Consider the following 18,376-nt stretch of genomic DNA (forward strand, 5'->3'; position numbering starts at 1 on the left):
TTTGCTGCAATGGTCATTTGAGGAGCTTTCTATCTCGGCGGCGCAGCCTTCGGTGGCACAGCCACGGAACCGGGCGCGCGGCTCGGCACGCCGTGGTGACGCCGATGAGCTCATGGCGTGGCGAGGCGTGCCGTATGCGGTGAAAGTGTTCAAGAGGTGCCGGGGGTGCGCGAGTTGGGCACGCCGACGAGGACGGCTTCAGCAGCCGTGCGCGACCCGACCCGGAGTCCAGGCGGTCCGCCGAGCGAGGCGTTGCAGATCGGAGAGTATCGACATCCGACTTCGCCTCCTTCCCATTCGGCGGCAAACGAACTGACCGGTCAGATTGGTCCGTTCGAAATTACGTCGCCACAGGTCCGGCGGTCAAGCAACCTGCGGAAACCGACCGGTCACGGGGAGCGACGCCCGTACGAACGGTGCCGCGTCAGCATCCCGTTACGGGAGCGGGCCTGGTCGTTAGGTACCCGTTAGCGGGAGGGCGCTCCCCCGTACGGCCCGCTTAGCGTCAGTGCAGCGCACCGCCGGGAATCGCCCGGCGCTGCGACGCACGTCGTCGTCTTCTTTCTTCTTCGAGGAGCAGCACCATGTCTCCAGCCGACCACGCCGAGGACCCCGAGCCTTCCGATCGGCTCCCGGCCGGGCCCGTTCTGTACGTTCCCGTCCGGTCGGGACCCTCAGGCTGTACCGCACGGTTCTTCCGTACGCCGTTGGGCGGCCGCACGGCCGTCGGATTCACCTCGCCGGACAGGCTCTCCGCCACCCTGGGCCCGGACCAGCCCCACATCAAGCTCGCCGAGCCGGCCCTGCGGTCCCTCTGCGCCCCGCTCGGCGTCACCGGGCTGACCATCGACCCGCAGTTCAGCGCCCCGGCCTCCGCGGCGGTACGGACTTCCGCCCGCGACCGGCGCTCCCCGTACGTCGGCGCCCCGCCCACGAGCGGGTCCGCCGCCACCACGTACCTGAACCTGCTGATCGGCTGAGGAGCCCCCGTGTCCATTTCCCTTCCCATGCCGGTGCCCACCGGCCTGCGACTCCCCTCCCCGCCGCTCGACGACACCCGCGAACTGTCCGTCTGGCCCTGCTCCGTGCGGCCCGGGCGCCACGGTGACGTGACCGTCGGCGGGGTGTCGCTCGCCGAGGCGGCGGAGCGTTTCGGCACCCCCGTCTACCTGCTCGACGAGCAGGAGGTACGGGACCGCTGCCGCGCCTACCACGCAGCCTTCCCGGACGCCGATGTCGTCTACGCGGCGAAGGCGTTCCTGTGCCGCGCCATGGCCCACTGGGTGGAACAGGAGGGCCTGGGCCTCGACGTCTGCTCCGCGGGCGAGCTGGAACTCGCGGTGACCACCGGCTTCCCGCCGGAGAGGATCGTGCTGCACGGCAACGCCAAGAGCCCCGAGGACCTGCGCACGGCCCTGCGGCTCGGCGTCGGACGCATCGTCGTCGACAGCGCTTCGGAGATCGCCCGGCTCGCCGCGCTCACGCCCGGGGGCAGCAGGCAGAAGGTCATGGTGCGGGTCGTGCCGGGCGTCGCGGCGGGCGGCCACACCAAGATCCGCACCGGCACGGAGGACCAGAAGTTCGGCCTGTCGATCACCGACGGCTCCGCGCAGCACGCCGTCGCCCGCATCCTCGACCAGCCGCACCTCGAACTCGTGGGCCTGCACTGCCACATCGGTTCGCAGATCACCACGGTGCAGCCGTACGTGGCCGCGCTCCGGCGCGTGGTGGACCTCATGGCCCGGATCAAGGAGCAACACGGCCTCGCTCTGCCCCAGTTGAACATCGGCGGAGGGCACGGCATCGCCTACCGCCCCGGTGAGGAGAGCCTCGACATCGGTGTCCTCGCCGAGCGGGTCCGTGCCGAACTGGCGGACGGCTGTGCCCGTGCCGGTCTGCCCGTACCGCGACTCACCCTCGAACCGGGGCGCGCGGTCGTCGGCCCCGCCGGAGTCGTCGTCTACCGGGTGCTCGCCGTCAAGAGCACGGCGTCCCGCACCTTCGTCGCCGTGGACGGCGGCATGAGCGACAACCCCAGGCCCGCGTTGTACGGCGTACGGTACGCGCCCCGGCTCGTCGGCCGTACGTCCACCGCGGCGCCCCGCTCCGTCACGGTCGTCGGCCGGCACTGCGAGGCCGGGGACGTACTGGCGGACGAGGTGGCGCTCCCCGGCGACGTACACCCCGGTGACCTGCTGGCGGTGCCGGCAGCCGGCGCGTATCACCTGTCCATGGCATCCGGTTACAACCTCGTCGGCCGCCCGCCGGTGGTCGCGGTGTCCGAGGGCATCGCGCGGGTGCTCGTACGCCGCGAATCGCTGACGGACATGAGCCTGCGGGACGTCGGCCTGTAGGACGCGGGGCCGCGGGAGTGTGTCCTGTCAGTCGGCGGGTGTGCCGGCCAGGGAGCCGTACGCCGCCACACCAGCGGCAGCAACTGGACGACCACCAGCAGGCCCAGCGGCACCGGGGCGGGCGCGTCCCGGACCTCGTCGGAGTCGAACAGGAACACCGCGAGGAGGATGCCGGCGGCGGGCAGCGTCGCGTACGAGACGAGGCGCTGGAAGCGCCTTTGGGTCCGGCGGTCAGCGTGCCGCCCAGCGCCTCGGCGCGCTCGACGGTCGTCCCGGCCGCCACCGCCGCAGTCAGCCACGGGGCTCCGCGGCCGACGCCGTAACCCCCGTCCAGCACGTCCGGTCCCGGCCGGACCAGGAGGAGGGGTGCGACGGCAAGCGGCGTCAGCCGGTTCCGTATCGATTCCACGAGGGTGCGAGCTTACGGTCAGTGGCGGCCGGGCGGGACCAGGCCCGCCTCGTACGCGGAGATGGCCGCCTCGACCCGGTTGCGTACGCCCAGCTTCGTGAGTACTGCGCTGACGTGTGCCTTCACCGTGCCTTCCACGAGGTGCAGTCGGGCGGCGATCTCCGCGTTGGACAGGCCCGCGCCGAGGCCTGCCAGTACCTCGCGCTCGCGTTCCGTGAGCCGTTCCAGGGAGCGGTGGGGGTGGGCCGCCCGGTGTGCGCGCATTCCGGCGATGACCCGGCCTGCGACCCTCGGGGACAGGTAGGCTCCGCCGGCTCCCACCGCCCTCACCCCGTTGAGGAGTTCTCGCGGATCGTCCGCCTTCAGCAGGAAGCCGTCGGCGCCCTCTTCCAGGGCTCGGGTGACGTACTCGTCCTGGCCGAAGGTCGTCAGCATGATCACACCCACCGCCGCCGACTCCCGGTGGAGCCGTGCCGCTGCTGTCAGCCCGTCCATGCCGGGCATCTGGATGTCCAGCAGGACCACGTCCGGCCGGTGCGCGCGGGTGAGCGCGATGGCCTCGTGGCCGTCGCTCGCCTCCGCGACCACCTCGACGTGCGGGTCCCGGGCGAGGATGGCCCGCACCCCCGCCCTGACCAGTGCTTCGTCGTCGGCTATCAGTACCCGGACCGGGCCGCCGGCCGGTGTCGTCTCGTCCACGCGGTGAGCCTACGGCCGGCGTACCGCCGTGCGGACGGGGGGCTTCGCGGATCAGACCAGAGGGGGAGGGCACCCCTGACGAACGGCAGGACACCGCTGCCGTTCGACCGATGGGCACCTGACCTGCGGGCTTCTAGCGTCGCTCTCGTACGGGAAGCGCGGCGGCTCCGCCCCGGAGCCACGAACGGCACCGAGGAGCTCTGTGATCACCCTTCGAGAACTGACCAAGCGTTACGGCGGGACCGTCGCCGTGGACGGCCTGTCACTGGACGTGAAGGGTGGTCTGGTGACCGGCTTCCTCGGTCCCAACGGCGCCGGGAAGTCGACCACGATGCGCATGATCCTCGGCCTGGACCATCCCTCCGAGGGCGAGGCGCTCATCGACGGGAAACCGTACTCCTCGCTGCGCCACCCGCTCCGTGAGGTCGGCGCGCTACTGGACGCCAAGGCCCTGCACCCGGCCCGCTCCGCACGCAGCCACCTGGTGGCGCAGGCGCGCAGCAACGGGATCCCGCCGAGCCGGGTGGACGAAGTGCTGGAGATGGTCGGCCTGGCGAAGGTCGCGCGGCGCTCCGCCGGGGGGTTCTCCCTGGGCATGTACCAGCGGCTGGGTGTGGCGGGCGCGCTGCTCGGCGACCCGCAGGTGCTCGTCTTCGACGAGCCGGTCAACGGTCTCGACCCCGACGGCGTCCGCTGGGTGCGCGAGCTCGTGCGGTCCCTGGCCGCAGAGGGCCGGACGGTCTTCCTGTCCAGTCACCTGATGAGCGAGATGCAGCTGACCGCCGACCACCTGATCGTCATCGGACGGGGCAGGCTCCTGGCCGACACCCCGATGGCCGACCTGTTGGCCGACAGCTCGCTGTCGTCGGTACGGGTGCGCACCCCCGACGCGGCGGACCTGCGCAGGCTGACCGGCCGTCTCGTCGAGGACGGCGACGTGAGCGTGGAGTCGCCCGCCGCCGACGAACTCGTCGTGAAGGGCCGCAGCGCCGAGCAAGTGGGCGACCTGGCCCACCGGCTGGGGGTGCGGCTGCACGAACTGCGCCCCGTATCCGCTTCGTTGGAGCAGGTCTACATGGAACTGACCGCGCAGAGCGTGGAGTACGAGACGCGGGGAGCGGGAGCATGAGCGGGAACATGAGCACCGTATCCGGGCACACCGGTGGCGGATTCGTCGGCGCGTTCACCTCGGAGTGGACCAAACTGTGGACCGTTCGCACGCCGTACGTCTGTCTGCTGGTCGGCCTCGTCGTGACCGCGATCTTCACCTTCTACTACGGGTCGATCGCCCGGATCAACGACAAGCCGGTCCAGCCGGTCGGCAACGCCTCGGTGTCCTCGGCCGTCCTCACCCAGTTCGCTCTGGTGATCCTGGCGATGACGACGGTGACGAGCGAGTACTCCACGAGCAGCGTGCGCAGCTCGCTGTTGTGGGTGCCGGTCAGGCATCGGGTGCAGCTCGCCAAGGCGCTGCTCAGCGCACTGGTCGGCTTCGTCACCGGGGTGGTGTGGGCGCTGCTGGGCATCGCCCTGGCCTGGGGCCCGTTCCAGGGGCACGCCGACTTCGAGCTGTCGAAGGTGGCGTACCAAACCCTCGCCATGGGCGTGTACTTGGCGCTCATCTGCGTGATGACGGTGGGGGTGTCGTTCGCGCTGCGGACGGCCGCAGGCTCCGTGGCCATGATCTTCTTCGTGGTGTCCGCCCTGCCGAGCATGCTGGTCGGGCTGGGGGGTCCGGTGCTGCTGGCGATCAACGACTACCTGCCGCAGACCGTGGGCGGGCACTTCATGCTGGGTGATGGGAAGGCGCCGTTCCCGGACGCCGTGAGCCTGCTCGTCCTGCTGGTGTGGGCCGGTGCCGCCCAGGTGGCCGGTCTCCTGGTGCTGCGGCGGCGCGACGCGTGAACCGAGGGGGATGCGCGCTGGGACGCCCGTACCGAACGCATCCCCCTCGCCGGGCCTCCGGGCGCGTCCCGCAGAATCGCCCCTGACAGGTCCTGACAGGTCCTGGCACGTGAGACGCGTGAGGACACGTCAGGACACGTGAGGACGCGTGAGAACAACCAGCGGAAGGGCGGCCGACGCACCGTGCTGCGCACTCGTACAACCCCAGCCAGGTCCGGAGCCAGGTCCGCGCGCGTCCGCGACGTGGCTCTGTGGGCTGCGCTCGCCGCTTCCACCGGCTACGGGTTCTCCGACGCGGCCACGGCTTCCCTGACGATGGACCTGTTGCTCCCGCTGGCCGTCCTGGCCGTGGCCGTGCCGTGGTCCCGTCGCCGCCCGGCAGCCGCCGTAGTGCTCGTCAACGGACTGTGCGTCATGGGCCTCGCCGACCCCGCGACACCGGGCAACGCCCACGCCCTGTCACTGGCCGCCGTGAGCTGTCTGCTCGGCGCCCGGGTCGCCTCGGCACGGCGCCCGCTCCTGGTGCTCGCCGGGTGCGCCGCCGTCGATCTCGGCACCTGCGCCGTGCTGCGCGCGCAGCCCGTGTGGTGGTTCTACGCGGTCACCGTCCTGCCCGCAGCCCTCCTCCTGCCCTGGCTCGCGGGCCGGCACTGGCGAGGCCGGCGTCGGCTCGTACGGGAGGGCTGGCGGCTGGCCCGCAGCCTGGAGGAGCGGCAGCACCTGGTCGCGGAGCGGGCGCGGCTGACCGAACGCGCGGAGATCGCGGCCGATATGCACGACTCCCTCGGCCACGCCCTGAGTCTGGTCGCCCTGCGCGCCGGGGCGCTGGAACTCTCGCCCGACCTCACCGACCGCGACCGCGCCGACCTCGCCGATCTCCGGGGGACGATCGCGGACGCCGTGGAGCAACTGCGGGAGACCGTCGTTGTTCTGCAGGACCCGCCCGGCACCGGCCCGGGTACCGAGGGCACCGGCCCGAGTACCGAGCCGGGCACCAGCCCCGGTACCGACCGGAGTGCGGGCCTGCCGGTCAACGACACCGTCGAGGGTCTCCTCTCGCGGGCAGCCGCCTCGGGAGTACCGGTGCGCTGGGAGCAGCACGGGGCGGCGCCTCCCCTGTCCTCCCTGGTCGAGCGCGGGATGTACCGGGTGGTGCAGGAGTCCCTCACCAACGCGGTGAAGCACGCGCCGGACTGTCCCATCAGCGTGCGGATCACCCACGAGCCCGGCCGTACCCGCGTGAGCGTCGTGAACGCCGTCCTGTCGTCGGCCACCGGCCCGGTGCGCGCGGGCGCGGGCCGGGGGCTCATCGGGCTTCACGAGCGTGTGACCGTACTCGGCGGCTCCTTGCGGACCGAGCCCGGCGAGGACGGGTTCCGTGTCACCGCTGTACTCCCGCACCAGGCGACCGCCCGCACCGGCAGGCACAGAGGGCCCGCGTCGCCGTCCGGGACCGCCCTCCGCCCGGCCCCGGAGTCCGCCGAACGGCTCGCCTCCGTACGGGGAGATGCCCGTCGCCGGTCCGCCCTCGCCCTCGTCGCCCCCGTTGTCGCAGCGGTCTTCTTCGTACCGTCCGCCGTCTATCTGGCCTGGCAACTCACGACGAGCGTGCTCCCGCCCTCCCACTTCGACGAGCTGTCGGTCGGCCGACCGCGTGCCGAACTCGCCCCTCTGCTGCCGGACCGCACCTACCCCTACCCGTCCGACGACGCACGTTCCGCGCCCCAACCTCCCGGCGCCCATTGCCAGTTCTACCGTTCCGGCCGCGATCTGCTGGACGAGGTCGACCTCTACAGGCTCTGCTGGTCGGGCGACAGGCTGCTGACGAAGGACACCGTGCCCGCCGGCCGAGGGTGAGGGCGGAGACGTCTCGGCAGACCGTCCACGAGCGGTTCGCCCGCCGGGCAGCGGGCGGCAGCGGACGGGCGACCGTTACGCATGATCGAAGGCGGCCGGGGCGTGGCCCTCCCAGATCCGGCGGGATGCCTCTTCGGGGTAGGGCAGGGTCTTCGGCTCGGCGTCCAGGACGCGGGTGAGGTACTCGCCGGGACGGTGGGCGGACCAGCCCGCGTCGCCGGTGGTGAGGAAGCGGACCCACGCCCCCTGGAGTTCGCGGGAGACCGCGAGGGCCTCGGGAGTGGGCTCCTCACCGATGAGCTGTTTGCCGACGGGGCTGGCCAGCGTGCCGAACGCCAGGGGCAGGTCGAGGCTGTGGCAGGCGCCGAGGAGGCCGCCGCGGGCCGGGGCGACCCAGGACAATTCGAAGAGGTACGAGGTGCCGCCGGCTGCGGCGTTCGCCTCGGCCAGCTTCTGTGACGGCATGCGGAACAGGGCGTCGGAGTACACCGTCTCCAGCAGCTCCTCCGGGCCCGCCTGCGGGAACGCGGCACGGTAGGCCCGCGCGCCGCCCGGTTGCGGGGCGAGCAGTTCCAGCGCCGCGTGGGCGTCCTCCTCGGTGAAGGTGCCGTGCCGTCCGCTCACGACGCTGAAGTACCGGAATTCGTCCCGGGCGTGGCCGACGAGCAGTTCGGTCCCGTTCGCGCGCGCACCACTCAGCGCGGTCCAGGGCGATTCGGGGAGGACCTCGCCGTCGACGACGGGGCACAGCGAGGTGCCGGTCTCCGTGAGGCGTCCCCAGTTCTCCCGGTGCGCGTGGAGGCCGGCGTTGAAGGAGGTGAGCTCCCCGGCCAGGTGCCACGGGTCGATGTCGCGCAGGGCCTCTGCGGTGGGGGCCGCCGCGCCGACCCGGTCCGCGAACGCGGCGGTGACCTGCCGTGCCAGCGCGGGGGTGCTGTGCAGCCCCGGCACGGAATGGGCGATGGCCCGCCGGAACAGGCCGCGCGCGGACTTCATCGTCAGCAGGGCGGCGACCGAGCCCGCCCCCGCGGACGTCCCGCCCACGGTGACCCGGCCGGGGTCGCCTCCGAAGGCGGCGATGTTGCGCTGCACCCACTCCAGTGCCGCGATCTGGTCGAGGAATCCGCGGTTGGGCGGTACGTCGTCGAGGAACGCGAATCCCTCGGCGCCTACACGGCAGTTGACGGTCACCACGACGATTCCCGCCTGGGCCAGCGCCGCCGGGTCGAACATCGGGTCGGCCGACGCCGCCGAGAGGTAGCCGCCCACCGGGATCCACACCAGTACCGGCAGTCCCGCCGCGCCGGGATCCGGAGTGCCGACGTTGAGCGTCAGCCAGTCGGTGCCCTGCGGGGTCACCTCGACCGGCAGGGACAGCGGCACCGCGGGACCGAACTCGACCGCCTGCCTCGTCCCCTCCCAGCGGTGCGGCGGCGCGGGCGCGGCGAACCGGAGCGCTCCGACCGGGGGCTGGGCGTAGGGGATGCCACGGAACACCGCGTGCCCCTGCCGCCGGAGCCCCTGCACCACGCCTTCGGTGGTCCGTACCTTCGGCTGTTCGGACATGACGATTCCTTCCTGTGAGCGCGTCCAGGATTATCGGTCAGGTGTATTATGTCGACCGTATTGGAAAAATTCCAGGGTACGAGAAAGGAGCCGGCGGTGCCGAAACAGGTGGACCACCGCGGACGCCGCGAAGCGATCGCCCGCGCGCTGTGGCGGGTGGTGGAGCAGCGCGGTGTCACGCAGCTGACGATGCGCGTGGTGGCGCAGGAGGCGGGCATGTCGCTCGGGCAACTGCAGCACTACTTCGCTTCCCGGACCGCCATGCTCTCCTTCGCGATGGACTTCGCGTCCGAGCAGACCTCGGTGCGCGTACAGCGGGGACTCGAAGAGCTCGGTGACCGTCCGCACCCCCGTGACGTGCTGCGGCTGATGCTCGCGGAAATGCTCCCCCTGCACGCCGACGCCCGCGCGACCAGCCGGATGAGCGCCGCGTACGTCCTGGAGGCGCTGCACGACCGGGCCGTGCACGAGCAGGCGCGCCGAGGCCTCGGTCAAGGGCGGGACCTCGTCGAGCAGTTGGTCCGCCAGGCGATCGCCGACGGACACATCGACTCCGGCCGCGACCCGGCGACCGAGACGAACCTGCTCCTCGCCCTCACCGGCTTCACCGCCCTGATCGAGCTCGACGTGATCGAGCCCCGGGACGCGCTCGCCGCCATCGACGTACATCTGGACCGGATGTTCAGCAGTACGTGACCCGCATATGCGCGCGGAAGGCGTCCGCGTTCTCCCAGACCTGACGGATTCGCACTGTGCACCGGATTTCCCTCCCCCACGGGCAGGGCACTCAGCCCGCGGCTTCGACCGGACCAGCGTCGACGCGATCGCCGCCCGCGCGGAGGTGTCCAAGCGGACGGTCTACGACTACTTCGGCGACAAGCAGACGCTACTGCGCGCGGTCGTCGACGACGTCGGCCAGTCACTGATCGGCACGATCCGGCGCACCTTGGACAACACCCTCGACGGCACCGTCACGGCACGCGCCGGGGCCGACGGCCTGGAGGACGCCCTGGTCGCCTTCGCGATGCGCATCGCGACCGACATGCTCGACTCGGCCGAGTACGCCACGCTGCAACGACTGGTCCGGACGTCGGTTCCGCGAACGCCCTGGAGGACACCCGGGTACAGCCCCTCCTGGTGGAGGGAGTACGAACCTTCCTCCGCGCCTACCGGGCGCCGGCCACTGCCTGATCCTGCTCCCCATCGGGCGCCGAAGCCCACGGCTGATCCCGCCGAGGTCCCTGACTGGTCTAGGTTGGCCGACGTGGCCGGTCGGGGACGGAATTATCGATATGTCGGACCAGTGGAGCTGAAGGCTGCGGTCCGGCACGGTGACGGTGGGCGTCGGATCGGCTCGGCGGGTGACTTCGGTAGTTGGATCGTGGAGCAGTCGGCGGCGGAGCTGGCCGAACCGTTCACCTTCGTGGTCGGTGTGGACGGCGTGCTGCGGCTGGCTGCGCGGCGGAGCGAGCATGTGGCTTGTGCCGGTGGGGACAGGGTTCTGGGCGCCGGCGAGATCAGCTTCGTGCGTGAGGTGGACCGGTGGACCGTGAGCGAGATCAGCAACCAGTCCACCGGATACTGCCCGGACGTGAGCTCCTGGGCGGAGGTCGCCCGCGCTCTGGACGCCGTAGGACTCCAGCGGCCTTCCGGTTTCACCCATGAGGTGGTGTTCCGGCGGTGCCCCGGCTGCCAGGAGCACAACATCGTGCGCGAGGACGACTTCGTCTGCGTCTTCTGCGGCAGCGATCTGCCCGTGGTGTGGAACGTGGATCCCACCGCGTGACGGCTGCTCAGGGGCGCTGTCAGCGCGCGGAGACGCGCGGTGGGAGCTGCCCGGGGCTGCACATAGTGTTCGATCATGTCTTCGCTGAACTTGCGGCACGCGGCGCGTGGGGTCGTGCTGGATGAGGAGAACCGCATCCTGCTGTGCCGGTGCGTGCTTCCGGGGGCAGTCGTCTGGATCACCCCGGGTGGTGGGATCGAAGAGGGGGAGTCGGCAGGCTCCGCTCTGCGGCGCGAGCTGTTGGAGGAAGTGGGGCTCGACTTTGACGGTCCACTGCGGCATGTGTGGCACCAGCGGCTCATCGGGCCTGACTACGCGCAAGGCTACGACGGTGTCATCAACGACTACTTCCTGGTGACTGCCGAGGCGTTCGAGCCGGCGGGCAGGCTGTCGGAGGCCGAGCTCGCTGCTGAGCACCTCACGTCGTTCCAGTGGTGGCGGCTGGACGAGATCGCCGATTACCGGGGGCCGGAACTGTTCGGTCCACGCGAACTGGCCACTGCGCTGGGCGAGTTGATCGCCCAGGGGGCTCCTGAGCTCCCGGTTGTCCTCGGCCGTTAGCCCCGGGGCGGGGAGAGGAGTTGTCCCGGTGTCGGTGCAGGCCGCGGCTGCCCTGTCCGTCGTGGCCGTGGTGGCCCGGCCCGGCACAGGTGGGGCCGGGCTGCCGAGCCAGGTACGGCAGTTGCCGTCGCGGTCGGCGCTCGCCCCGAACCGGGTGCGGACCGGCCCGTCTTGCCCGTCCCACCCGTGGTGGGCCGCGCGCACCTCGTTGGCGGACCGCCCTTGACCGGCCTTCTCCGGCGCGCCTAACCTGCCCTCAGTATCCGAAATGGTGAACGTTGTTCGCTATTTCGAACACATCATGAACCCGTGACAGGAACAGGAGCCCCGGTGTCAGCGATACCCGTGTGGAGCATCGACCCGCGAACCGGCGAGCGGCGCGAGCAGGTGGCGGTGGAGGCCGGCGAGGCGTCCGTCGATGCGGCCGTCCGAGCCGCCCATGCCGCACGCGGTGCGCTCGCCGACCGGGCCGGGCGGTCCGCCTTCCTGCGCACCGCCGCCGGACTCCTCGACGAGGCGCGGACAGAGCTGGTGGCCCTCGCGGACACCGAGACCGCGCTCGGCGCGACCCGGCTCAACGGGGAACTCACCCGTACCTGCTATCAGTTGAGGGAGTTCGCCGACGCCGTCGACGAGGGCTCCTTCCTCGGCATCATCATCAGCCACCCCGACTCCACCGCCACTCCCCCGGTCCCCGACCTGCGCCGCTACAAGGTGCCGCTCGGCGTCGTCGCCGTCTATTCGGCCTCCAACTTCCCCTTCGCCTTCTCGGTCGCGGGCGGCGACACCGCGAGCGCGCTCGCCGCGGGCTGCCCGGTGGTGGTCAAGGCCCATCCGGACCACCCGGCCACCTCCGAGGCCACCGTCGCGGTCCTGCACCGGGCCGCCGCCCGGCACGGATTGCCCGAGGGTGTCGTCGGACTGCTCCACGGTTTCGACGCGGGCGTCGGACTGGTCCGGCATCCGCTGGTCGCCGCCGCCGGGTTCACGGGTTCGGTACGGGGCGGGCGCGCGCTCTTCGACGCCGCGGCGGCGAGGCCCACTCCGATCCCCTTCCACGGCGAACTGGGCTCGCTCAACCCGGTGTGGGTGACCGGAGCCGCCGCCGCCGAGCGCGCGGAGGAGATCGGGGCGGGCCTCGCCGCGTCGATGACGATGGGCGTCGGCCAGTTCTGCGTGAAGCCGGGACTGGTGCTCGTTCCGGCGGGCGGGGCGGGGGACCAACTGGTGAAGGCGCTCGGCCAGGCCCTGGCGGAGGTCGGGCCCGGGGTCATGCTGGACCACCGGATGCGGGACAACTTCGTGGCGGGCGTCGGCGCGCGCTCCCGGCTCGACGGCGTCGGCACACCCGTCGAGCCCGTCTTCGACGATGCGCACACGGTCGCGGCGGGCGTCCTCACGGTGCCCGCGACAAGGCTCGCCGAGGAGGGCGGCGGGCACGACCTGCTCCTGGAGGAGTGCTTCGGTCCGGTCACCGTCCTCGTACGGTACGAGGACCCGGCGGAGGCGGACGCGGTACTGGCGAGGCTGCCCGGCAACCTCACCGCCACGCTGCACGTCTCCGCGGAGGAGGCGACGTCCGGCAGCGCGGCCGGCCTGCTCGCCCGCCTCACCCCGCTGGCCGGCCGCGTCCTGGTCAACGCCTGGCCGACGGGCGTCGCGGTGGCCCCCGCCCAGCACCACGGCGGCCCCTACCCGGCGACCACGTCCACTTCCACCTCGGTCGGTCTCACCGCCGCCGAGCGCTGGCTGCGGCCGGTCGCGTACCAGAACACTCCGGAGGCGCTCCTCCCGGCGGAGCTGCGCGAGGACAATCCGCTGGGCCTGCCGCGTACGGTGGACGGCCGCCGGGAGGGATGAGGGACGGCAGGGGGCGGTGGTGGCCGGGCAGCGGGGGGGGGGGGGGGGGGGGGGGGGGGGGGTGGGGGGGGGGGGGGGGGGGGGGGGGGGGGGGGGGGTGGGGGGGGGTCCTCCCCCCCCCCCCCCCAAAAACCACCCCCCGCCCAGCTGGCGCAGTTGGGAGAGGACGTCGACGACGCCCCGGATCTCGGCCACCCGCCCCTCGGCGAAGCGGAAGATGAACATCTCGCTGTAGCTGACGCTCTTCCCGGTGGGCTGCATGCCCCGGTACTCACCCAGGTGGGTCCCGGTCACCGTGTTCCTGGAGGCCACCCTGTCGCCCTCCGCGACCGTCTCCTCAAGGGCCACGTGGATGTCGGGGAACGCGCGCAGGAGCACCTCCCACACCTGCTTCAGCGCTTCGGCCCCGGTCAGGTCCATGGGTACCGGCATGTGGAAGAGCAGGTCCGGTGCGCAGACCTCGTCGATCATCTTCGAGATGGCTGCCCGGTCGCCGGTGTTCACGGCGGCGTGGAAGCGGTGGAGCAGCGCCGTGTTGTTCGTCGCCTCGACTGCTGACATGTGGTCACTCCCTGTTCTGTGCTGGTCGTGATGCCCTGCCGGGCGGTCACTCAGCAGTACGACGACGCGGCGGCCGGAAATGTGACACGGCGCGCCGCCTACGACGTGTGACGGCGATCCGCTCACCTCGCGGGGTGGCACCGGATCCGCTCACCCCACGGGGTGGCACCGGCCCCGATGGACACGAGGTCAGAAAACCGCGAGCGCGCTCGTGGTCGGCCGGGCGAGAATCCGCGCATGATCACTGGAGCGCAGGGAATCCGCATCCGGCACCGCGGGCACGCACCGCGGGTCCATCCCACCGCCTACGTCGCCCCGACGGCCACGCTGGTCGGCGATGTCCGGGTGGGGCCGAGGGCGCGGGTGATGTACGGCGCGGTGCTCGATGCCGAGGGATCCCGGATCGAGGTCGGGGAGGCGGCCGTGATCTGCGAGAACGCGGTGCTGCGCGGGTCCGCGGTCGCCGGCGATCAGCCGGTGCTCGTCGGGGACCACGTCTTCGTGGGGCCGCATGCCACGCTGCTGGGCTGCGAGGTGAGCAGATGCGTGTACGTGGCGACCTCGGCGACGGTGTTGCAGTACGCACGGCTGGGGGCGGGCTCGGTCGTCGCCGTCGGCGCGCTCGTCCATGCGCGCACCGTGGTGCCGGACGAGTACTTCGTACCGCCGCACACCGTGGCGCTGGACGCGCCGGTGCGGCTGCTCGCCCCTGGTGATCCGGGGCTGGCCGAGGCCGTCGGCCGGGTCGGCTTCGCGCAGGCGGCGTTCGGTGTCGACGCGGAGTGGACCGACCGGATCAGCCGGTACGAGCAGATCGCGGAGGTACGCGTCGCCGAGTTCGGCACGCACGCGGACGACGAGGTTCTGGACCCTGGACCGGCGTGGCAGGATGAAGCTCCATGAAGATCGCAGCAGGTCAGTTCACCTGCGTACCGGCCGATGTCTCCGCCAACGTCCGGAAGATGGCCGAGTTGGCCGGGCATGCTCGGGAGAGTGGCGCCGAACTGGTGGTGTTCCCCGAACTGTCCTTGACCGGCTACGAGTTGGAGGCGGTACGCGCCGCCCCGAGCCTGTGGGCCACAACGGACGACCCGCGCCTGGATCCGCTCCGGCGGAGCGGTATCGCCACCGTCGTCAACTGCGCGGCAGCCACCGGGGGTCCGCTGCCCGCCATCGAGACGATGGTCTTCGGGGCGGAGGGCGAACTGCTCACCACGTACCGGAAACAGCACCTGTTCGAGCACGAACAGGACGCCTTCGCGGCGGGACGGCACGACGGGCGGTTCGAGTTCGCAGGAGTGCGCTTCGCGCTGGCCACGTGCTTCGACAACCACTTCCCCGACCTGACGTCCCGCGGCGCCGCCGACGGGTGCCAGGTACATCTGGCCAGCTCGCTCTACGGCACGGGCGGTGGGGCCGAGGAGCTCGCGGCGGTCTATCCAGGCATCGCCAAGGACACGAACATGCACGTCGTCCTGGCCAACCACGTGGGACCGGCGGGACCTTGGACCGGATGTGGCCGGTCCTCGGTCTGGGCACCGGGCGGCGCGCTGGTGGCGGAGGCCGACACCGGGACGGCCATGATCGTGATGGCTGAGGTCGGATAGCCCCGCCGCGCTTCTGGTACGCCCAGACCTGTCGGAACTCCCGACCCCCGCACGGCGCGTGCCGGCGGCGCGGTAACTCCGGGGAGGCCAGGGCCACCTACAGAAGGCGCAGGCCCCCTGGAAGTTCCTCTTCAATGATCTCGACCAGCCAGTCGAACGCCGTCGGCCCACGGCCCGCACGGGCTTCCGCCAGCCTGGCGGCCATGTGTTCCTTGTTCGTCGGATGGCAGCGGGGAAACCACATCTCCAGCTGACGAGCCGTCTCGGCGTGCCCGAGATTCCGGCGGGACGTTGCGTGATCGCGCCACTCGATCACGAAGTCACCGTCCTCCGGCGTCCCGAAACCGCCGCGGAGGCAGTCGGCGAAGGCATCGAGGTTCCGGCCGAAGTAGCCGCCGCAACCGATGCTCTCGCCCGCGACCCGCCAGAAGTCCTCCAGCGTTCTGACCTGACTGCCGTCCAGTACGTATGTCTCCGTCACAACACGCAGACTACGTCCGGTCGGATCGCGGTCGGCAGCGCGTTGTCCAGAAGGATCTCCGCCGCTTTCCGCGCGTACCGGCCGTAGTGGGAGTCGTCCAGCACCATGGCGCGGCCGGCGGCGCCGTCCGGGTCGCGACGGCGAGTCCGTCCGTCACCTACCTGACCGTCAACTCCCGTACCTGTTCCCGGCTCAGATATCCCGCCGTCCGTTCGAAGTCGTCGAGAGTGGCCTTCCGGCCCGCCTGCAGTCCGATCCGTACGTAGTCGTCGCCGGCCAGCGCGTTGAGCAGCCACCCGCCGACGGCCCGGTAGCGGGCGGTCAGCGTGCGCAGTGCCATCAGGTGGTACGCGGTCGTGACCCCTTGTGCGGCGATTCCGCTCAGGGGGATGCCGAGGGGTTTGGCGACCGCCTGGGGGCCGCCCAGGTCGACCACGAGGCCGAGGTCCCGGTGCCGGTAGTCGGCGCTGGGGAAACCGCGCATCGCGGCGATCAGGTTCATCGCTGCGGCCTTGCCCTGCCGGGTGGCGTGCTGGGCGGTGGGTGCGCAGACGGCGTTCGGCGCGGTCGCCAGGTCCGGTACGGAAGCGGCGTCGCCCAGCGCGTACACCCCTTCGAAGCCCGGCACGGTGAGGTCAGCGCCGGTGACCAGGCGGCCCCGTTCGGTTTCCGCGTCCAGGGTCGCGATCAGCGGACTGGGCGCGACTCCGGCCGTCCACACCAGCGTCCGGCAGGGCAGCGTGCGGCCGTCGGTCAGGGTGACGGAGTCATGGGTCGCGCGGGCGACCGAGACGCCCAGGGAGACCTCGACGCCCCGCCGTTCCAGGACGCGCAGCGCCTTCTTGCCCAGCCCTTCCCCGAGTTCCGGCATCAGTTTCGGGGCCAGGTCCACCAGGTGGCAGCGGATCTCCCCGGCGTCCAGCCCCGGATAGCGTTTGGCGGCGCGGCTGGTCAGGCGCTGGAGGTAGGCGACGGTCTCCGTACCGGCGTAGCCCCCGCCGACCACCACGAACTGCAGCCGGGCGGCCCGCTCTTCGGGATCGTCGACCGCCGCGGCGGCCAGATCGAGCTGGCCGATGACGTGGTCGCGCAGGTAGGCCGCCTCGGCGAGGGTCTTCATGCCGATCGCGTGCGCGGCCACCCCGGGGATGTCGAACTGCCGGGTCACGCTGCCGGGCGCGAGCACCAAGTAGTCGTAGCGCAGGGGGCGCAGCCGCTCGTCGATGGTGCGGACCACGACCGTCTTGGCCGGGGCGTCCACGCCGACGGCCGTGCCCGGCACCAGCGTGGTGCGGCGCAGCAGCCGCCGCAGCGGCACGGCTATGGACTGCGCGGTCAGCTTTCCGGCCGCGACCTGGGGCAGCAGCGGCAGGTACAGCTGGTGGTTCTGCTCACTGATCAGCGTGATCTCGGCCTCCCGCGCGGCCAGCCTGCGCTCCAGCCGGTACGCGCATTCGAGCCCGGCGAAACCACCGCCGACGATCAGGATCCGGGGTGTGGACATGGCGTTCCTCGCAAGGTGAGTTCAGCGGCTTCGGAAGCGTCCGGGGGCCGGCCCGCTCACTTCGAAAGGTCCCACCCGGGCCCGGCGCCCGGCATCGCTCGGCAGGGGGAACGGGGTCCCCCGCACGGGGGAGGAGCCCGTACGACCGACGCGTGCGGGGACGGTCCGCACCGTGGCAATAGAATGTGCGTTCTACAGCAAGGGGGAACTCCGCCTTGCCCCACGAGCACCTACGGGGAAGACCATGCGGCGTTCAGCCATTCTCATCGGCGTCAGTGCCATGGCCGTGTTCGGGTCAGCCTGTTCCGCCGGCTCGACAGGTGGGGTGACGGAAGCCAAGGCCGGAGCGGCCTCCGCCGAACCGTCCGCGCCGTCCTCCGCTCCTTCGCCCTCACCCTCGCCCTCGCCCTCGTCCGTCGCCCCGGCCTCCGCGGTGCGTGCCGCCGTCGACGCGGCGCAGCAGAGCACGTCCCGTATCAACGAAGAGATCAAACTGACCAACGTAGGCCAGGAGTTCACCTTCGCCGTCAAGGGCGCCTTCGACATGAAGGCCGACAAGGGCAGCCTGAAGGTGTCGCTGTCCCAGACCGGCGCTGCCGCCGGGCGGGCGGTGCCCCTGGAGGAGATCTTCAGCAACGGCACCGTCTACTTCCGGATGCCGGACGAGCAGAACGGCCGGACCGGCTGGCGCTCCACGTCCCGCGACAAGGCCGAGGCACACTCCCTGCTGCGCGCACCCCTCAACGACCCCGAACACGTCCTGCGCCAGGTGTCCATGGCGCACGACATCACCGAGGTGGGCAAGGAGGACGTGAACGGCGCCCCGACCGTCCACTACCGCGGCAAGCTGGACCGCCGGGCCCTGTTGCTGCGCATGGCACAGGACCGGCGTACGAAGTTGGAGACCCTGCTGGAGTCCCTGGGCGACCGGATCCCCGCGACCACCGACGTATGGGTCGGCAAGGACGGACGGATCGCCAGGGTCCGTCTCGGCTGCGACTTCGGCGAAGTGAAGATCGCGACGACGCTGAACCTGACCGACCACGGCAAACCGGTGAAGGTACCGGCTCTCCCGAAGAACGCTCAGGCCGTACCCGCCAGCTCGGTCGGCGGCCCGCTCCCGGGCTGATCCGCCGCAGCGGCCGTCGGACGCCGAAGCACTGTGCTGACGCGACCTGGACCCCGGCGCCGGCACGCAGTCCTCCGACGCCTGGGGAACCCCGCAG

17 protein-coding genes and 2 pseudogenes are annotated in these 18,376 nt (G+C 71.6%); 14 read left to right on the forward strand and 5 right to left on the reverse strand.

Features of this window, described 5'->3' with window-relative positions:
* Window positions 1-584 precede the first annotated feature (584 nt).
* Together ACZ5PB_RS21840 and lysA are read left to right on the forward strand one after the other, a co-directional pair.
* The gene (locus ACZ5PB_RS21840; RefSeq protein WP_468693372.1) at window positions 585-980 is read left to right on the forward strand and encodes an SAV_915 family protein; all 396 of its coding nucleotides are present in this window, start codon (window positions 585-587) and stop codon (window positions 978-980) included.
* Between the two features lie 27 nt (window positions 981-1,007).
* A complete protein-coding gene (gene lysA, locus ACZ5PB_RS21845) occupies window positions 1,008-2,354 on the forward strand; it encodes a diaminopimelate decarboxylase (protein ID WP_468693591.1) in 1,347 nt (448 codons plus the stop codon).
* Between the two features lie 427 nt (window positions 2,355-2,781).
* Here lysA and ACZ5PB_RS21850 read toward each other — a convergent pair whose 3' ends face one another.
* Complete coding sequence (locus tag ACZ5PB_RS21850) at window positions 2,782-3,462, reverse strand: response regulator (protein WP_468693373.1); 681 nt, start codon at window positions 3,460-3,462, stop codon at window positions 2,782-2,784.
* 202 nt (window positions 3,463-3,664) lie between these two features.
* On the opposite strand from ACZ5PB_RS21850, the gene ACZ5PB_RS21855 reads away from it, so the two are divergent.
* The 3 genes from ACZ5PB_RS21855 to ACZ5PB_RS21865 all read left to right on the forward strand — a co-directional run bounded on the left by ACZ5PB_RS21855 (window position 3,665) and on the right by ACZ5PB_RS21865 (window position 7,224).
* Window positions 3,665-4,591, forward strand: coding sequence for an ABC transporter ATP-binding protein (locus ACZ5PB_RS21855; protein WP_468693374.1), 927 nt, complete (start codon window positions 3,665-3,667; stop codon window positions 4,589-4,591).
* Between the two features lie 8 nt (window positions 4,592-4,599).
* Window positions 4,600-5,367, forward strand: coding sequence for an ABC transporter permease (locus ACZ5PB_RS21860; RefSeq protein ID WP_468693375.1), 768 nt, complete (start codon window positions 4,600-4,602; stop codon window positions 5,365-5,367).
* A 315-nt stretch (window positions 5,368-5,682) separates the two neighbouring features.
* Window positions 5,683-7,224, forward strand: a complete 1,542-nt coding sequence (locus tag ACZ5PB_RS21865; protein WP_468693592.1) for a sensor histidine kinase — start codon at window positions 5,683-5,685, stop codon at window positions 7,222-7,224.
* A 75-nt stretch (window positions 7,225-7,299) separates the two neighbouring features.
* Here ACZ5PB_RS21865 and ACZ5PB_RS21870 read toward each other — a convergent pair whose 3' ends face one another.
* Window positions 7,300-8,790 carry a carboxylesterase/lipase family protein gene (locus tag ACZ5PB_RS21870; protein WP_468693376.1) on the reverse strand — a complete coding sequence of 497 codons (1,491 nt, stop codon included), beginning with the start codon at window positions 8,788-8,790 and terminating at the stop codon, window positions 7,300-7,302.
* A 96-nt stretch (window positions 8,791-8,886) separates the two neighbouring features.
* Here ACZ5PB_RS21870 and ACZ5PB_RS21875 point away from each other — a divergent pair, with 96 nt between their 5' ends.
* The 6 genes and pseudogenes from ACZ5PB_RS21875 to ACZ5PB_RS21900 all read left to right on the forward strand — a co-directional run bounded on the left by ACZ5PB_RS21875 (window position 8,887) and on the right by ACZ5PB_RS21900 (window position 12,997).
* The gene (locus tag ACZ5PB_RS21875) at window positions 8,887-9,486 is read left to right on the forward strand and encodes a TetR/AcrR family transcriptional regulator (protein ID WP_468693377.1); all 600 of its coding nucleotides are present in this window, start codon (window positions 8,887-8,889) and stop codon (window positions 9,484-9,486) included.
* 7 nt (window positions 9,487-9,493) lie between these two features.
* Window positions 9,494-9,637: pseudogene (locus tag ACZ5PB_RS21880) on the forward strand (hypothetical protein); the annotation flags it as partial.
* A gap of 417 nt (window positions 9,638-10,054) precedes the next feature.
* Window positions 10,055-10,576, forward strand: a complete 522-nt coding sequence (locus ACZ5PB_RS21885) for a hypothetical protein (protein WP_468693593.1) — start codon at window positions 10,055-10,057, stop codon at window positions 10,574-10,576.
* Window positions 10,577-10,651: 75 nt separating this feature from the next.
* Window positions 10,652-11,137, forward strand: a complete 486-nt coding sequence (locus ACZ5PB_RS21890) for an NUDIX domain-containing protein (RefSeq protein ID WP_468693378.1) — start codon at window positions 10,652-10,654, stop codon at window positions 11,135-11,137.
* 28 nt (window positions 11,138-11,165) lie between these two features.
* Complete coding sequence (locus ACZ5PB_RS21895) at window positions 11,166-11,363, forward strand: hypothetical protein (RefSeq protein ID WP_468693379.1); 198 nt, start codon at window positions 11,166-11,168, stop codon at window positions 11,361-11,363.
* A 104-nt stretch (window positions 11,364-11,467) separates the two neighbouring features.
* Window positions 11,468-12,997 carry an aldehyde dehydrogenase (NADP(+)) gene (locus ACZ5PB_RS21900; RefSeq protein ID WP_468693380.1) on the forward strand — a complete coding sequence of 510 codons (1,530 nt, stop codon included), beginning with the start codon at window positions 11,468-11,470 and terminating at the stop codon, window positions 12,995-12,997.
* Between the two features lie 204 nt (window positions 12,998-13,201).
* On the opposite strand, the pseudogene ACZ5PB_RS21905 reads toward ACZ5PB_RS21900, so the two are convergent.
* Window positions 13,202-13,558 (reverse strand): annotated as a pseudogene (locus tag ACZ5PB_RS21905) (ester cyclase); the annotation flags it as partial.
* 237 nt (window positions 13,559-13,795) lie between these two features.
* On the opposite strand from ACZ5PB_RS21905, the gene ACZ5PB_RS21910 reads away from it, so the two are divergent.
* On the forward strand, window positions 13,796-14,461 hold the full coding sequence (locus ACZ5PB_RS21910) for a gamma carbonic anhydrase family protein (RefSeq protein WP_468693381.1): 666 nt from the start codon (window positions 13,796-13,798) through the stop codon (window positions 14,459-14,461).
* Entirely contained in the window at window positions 14,458-15,165 is a 708-nt protein-coding gene (locus ACZ5PB_RS21915) for a carbon-nitrogen hydrolase family protein (protein WP_468693382.1), read from the forward strand. The genes ACZ5PB_RS21910 and ACZ5PB_RS21915 overlap by 4 nt, the downstream gene beginning before the upstream one ends.
* Before the next feature lie 97 nt (window positions 15,166-15,262).
* On the opposite strand, the gene ACZ5PB_RS21920 is transcribed toward ACZ5PB_RS21915, so the two are convergent.
* Both ACZ5PB_RS21920 and ACZ5PB_RS21925 read right to left on the reverse strand, forming a co-directional pair.
* Entirely contained in the window at window positions 15,263-15,646 is a 384-nt protein-coding gene (locus tag ACZ5PB_RS21920) for a barstar family protein (RefSeq protein ID WP_468693383.1), read from the reverse strand.
* Window positions 15,647-15,803: 157 nt separating this feature from the next.
* Window positions 15,804-17,150: an NAD(P)/FAD-dependent oxidoreductase gene (locus tag ACZ5PB_RS21925; RefSeq protein ID WP_468693384.1), complete on the reverse strand. Its 1,347-nt coding sequence runs from the start codon at window positions 17,148-17,150 to the stop codon at window positions 15,804-15,806.
* Between the two features lie 244 nt (window positions 17,151-17,394).
* Here ACZ5PB_RS21925 and ACZ5PB_RS21930 point away from each other — a divergent pair, with 244 nt between their 5' ends.
* Complete coding sequence (locus tag ACZ5PB_RS21930) at window positions 17,395-18,279, forward strand: SCO4651 family lipoprotein (RefSeq protein WP_468693385.1); 885 nt, start codon at window positions 17,395-17,397, stop codon at window positions 18,277-18,279.
* The last annotated feature ends 97 nt before the right edge of the window (window positions 18,280-18,376 follow it).

It is taken from the genome of Streptomyces sp. NPDC032721 (genome assembly GCF_055579625.1).

Bases quoted from the DNA above. Each gene is read 5' to 3' on its own strand.
- ACZ5PB_RS21840 (WP_468693372.1), top strand. From the start codon at position 585: ATGTCTCCAGCCGACCACGCCGAGGACCCCGAGCCTTCCGATCGGCTC.
- lysA (WP_468693591.1), top strand. From the start codon at position 1,008: ATGCCGGTGCCCACCGGCCTGCGACTCCCCTCCCCGCCGCTCGACGAC.
- ACZ5PB_RS21860 (WP_468693375.1), top strand. From the start codon at position 4,600: ATGAGCACCGTATCCGGGCACACCGGTGGCGGATTCGTCGGCGCGTTC.
- ACZ5PB_RS21865 (WP_468693592.1), top strand. From the start codon at position 5,683: ATGGACCTGTTGCTCCCGCTGGCCGTCCTGGCCGTGGCCGTGCCGTGG.
- ACZ5PB_RS21870 (WP_468693376.1), bottom strand. From the start codon at position 8,790: ATGTCCGAACAGCCGAAGGTACGGACCACCGAAGGCGTGGTGCAGGGG.
- ACZ5PB_RS21890 (WP_468693378.1), top strand. From the start codon at position 10,652: ATGTCTTCGCTGAACTTGCGGCACGCGGCGCGTGGGGTCGTGCTGGAT.
- ACZ5PB_RS21910 (WP_468693381.1), top strand. From the start codon at position 13,796: ATGATCACTGGAGCGCAGGGAATCCGCATCCGGCACCGCGGGCACGCA.
- ACZ5PB_RS21915 (WP_468693382.1), top strand. From the start codon at position 14,458: ATGAAGATCGCAGCAGGTCAGTTCACCTGCGTACCGGCCGATGTCTCC.
- ACZ5PB_RS21925 (WP_468693384.1), bottom strand. From the start codon at position 17,150: ATGTCCACACCCCGGATCCTGATCGTCGGCGGTGGTTTCGCCGGGCTC.
- ACZ5PB_RS21930 (WP_468693385.1), top strand. From the start codon at position 17,395: ATGCGGCGTTCAGCCATTCTCATCGGCGTCAGTGCCATGGCCGTGTTC.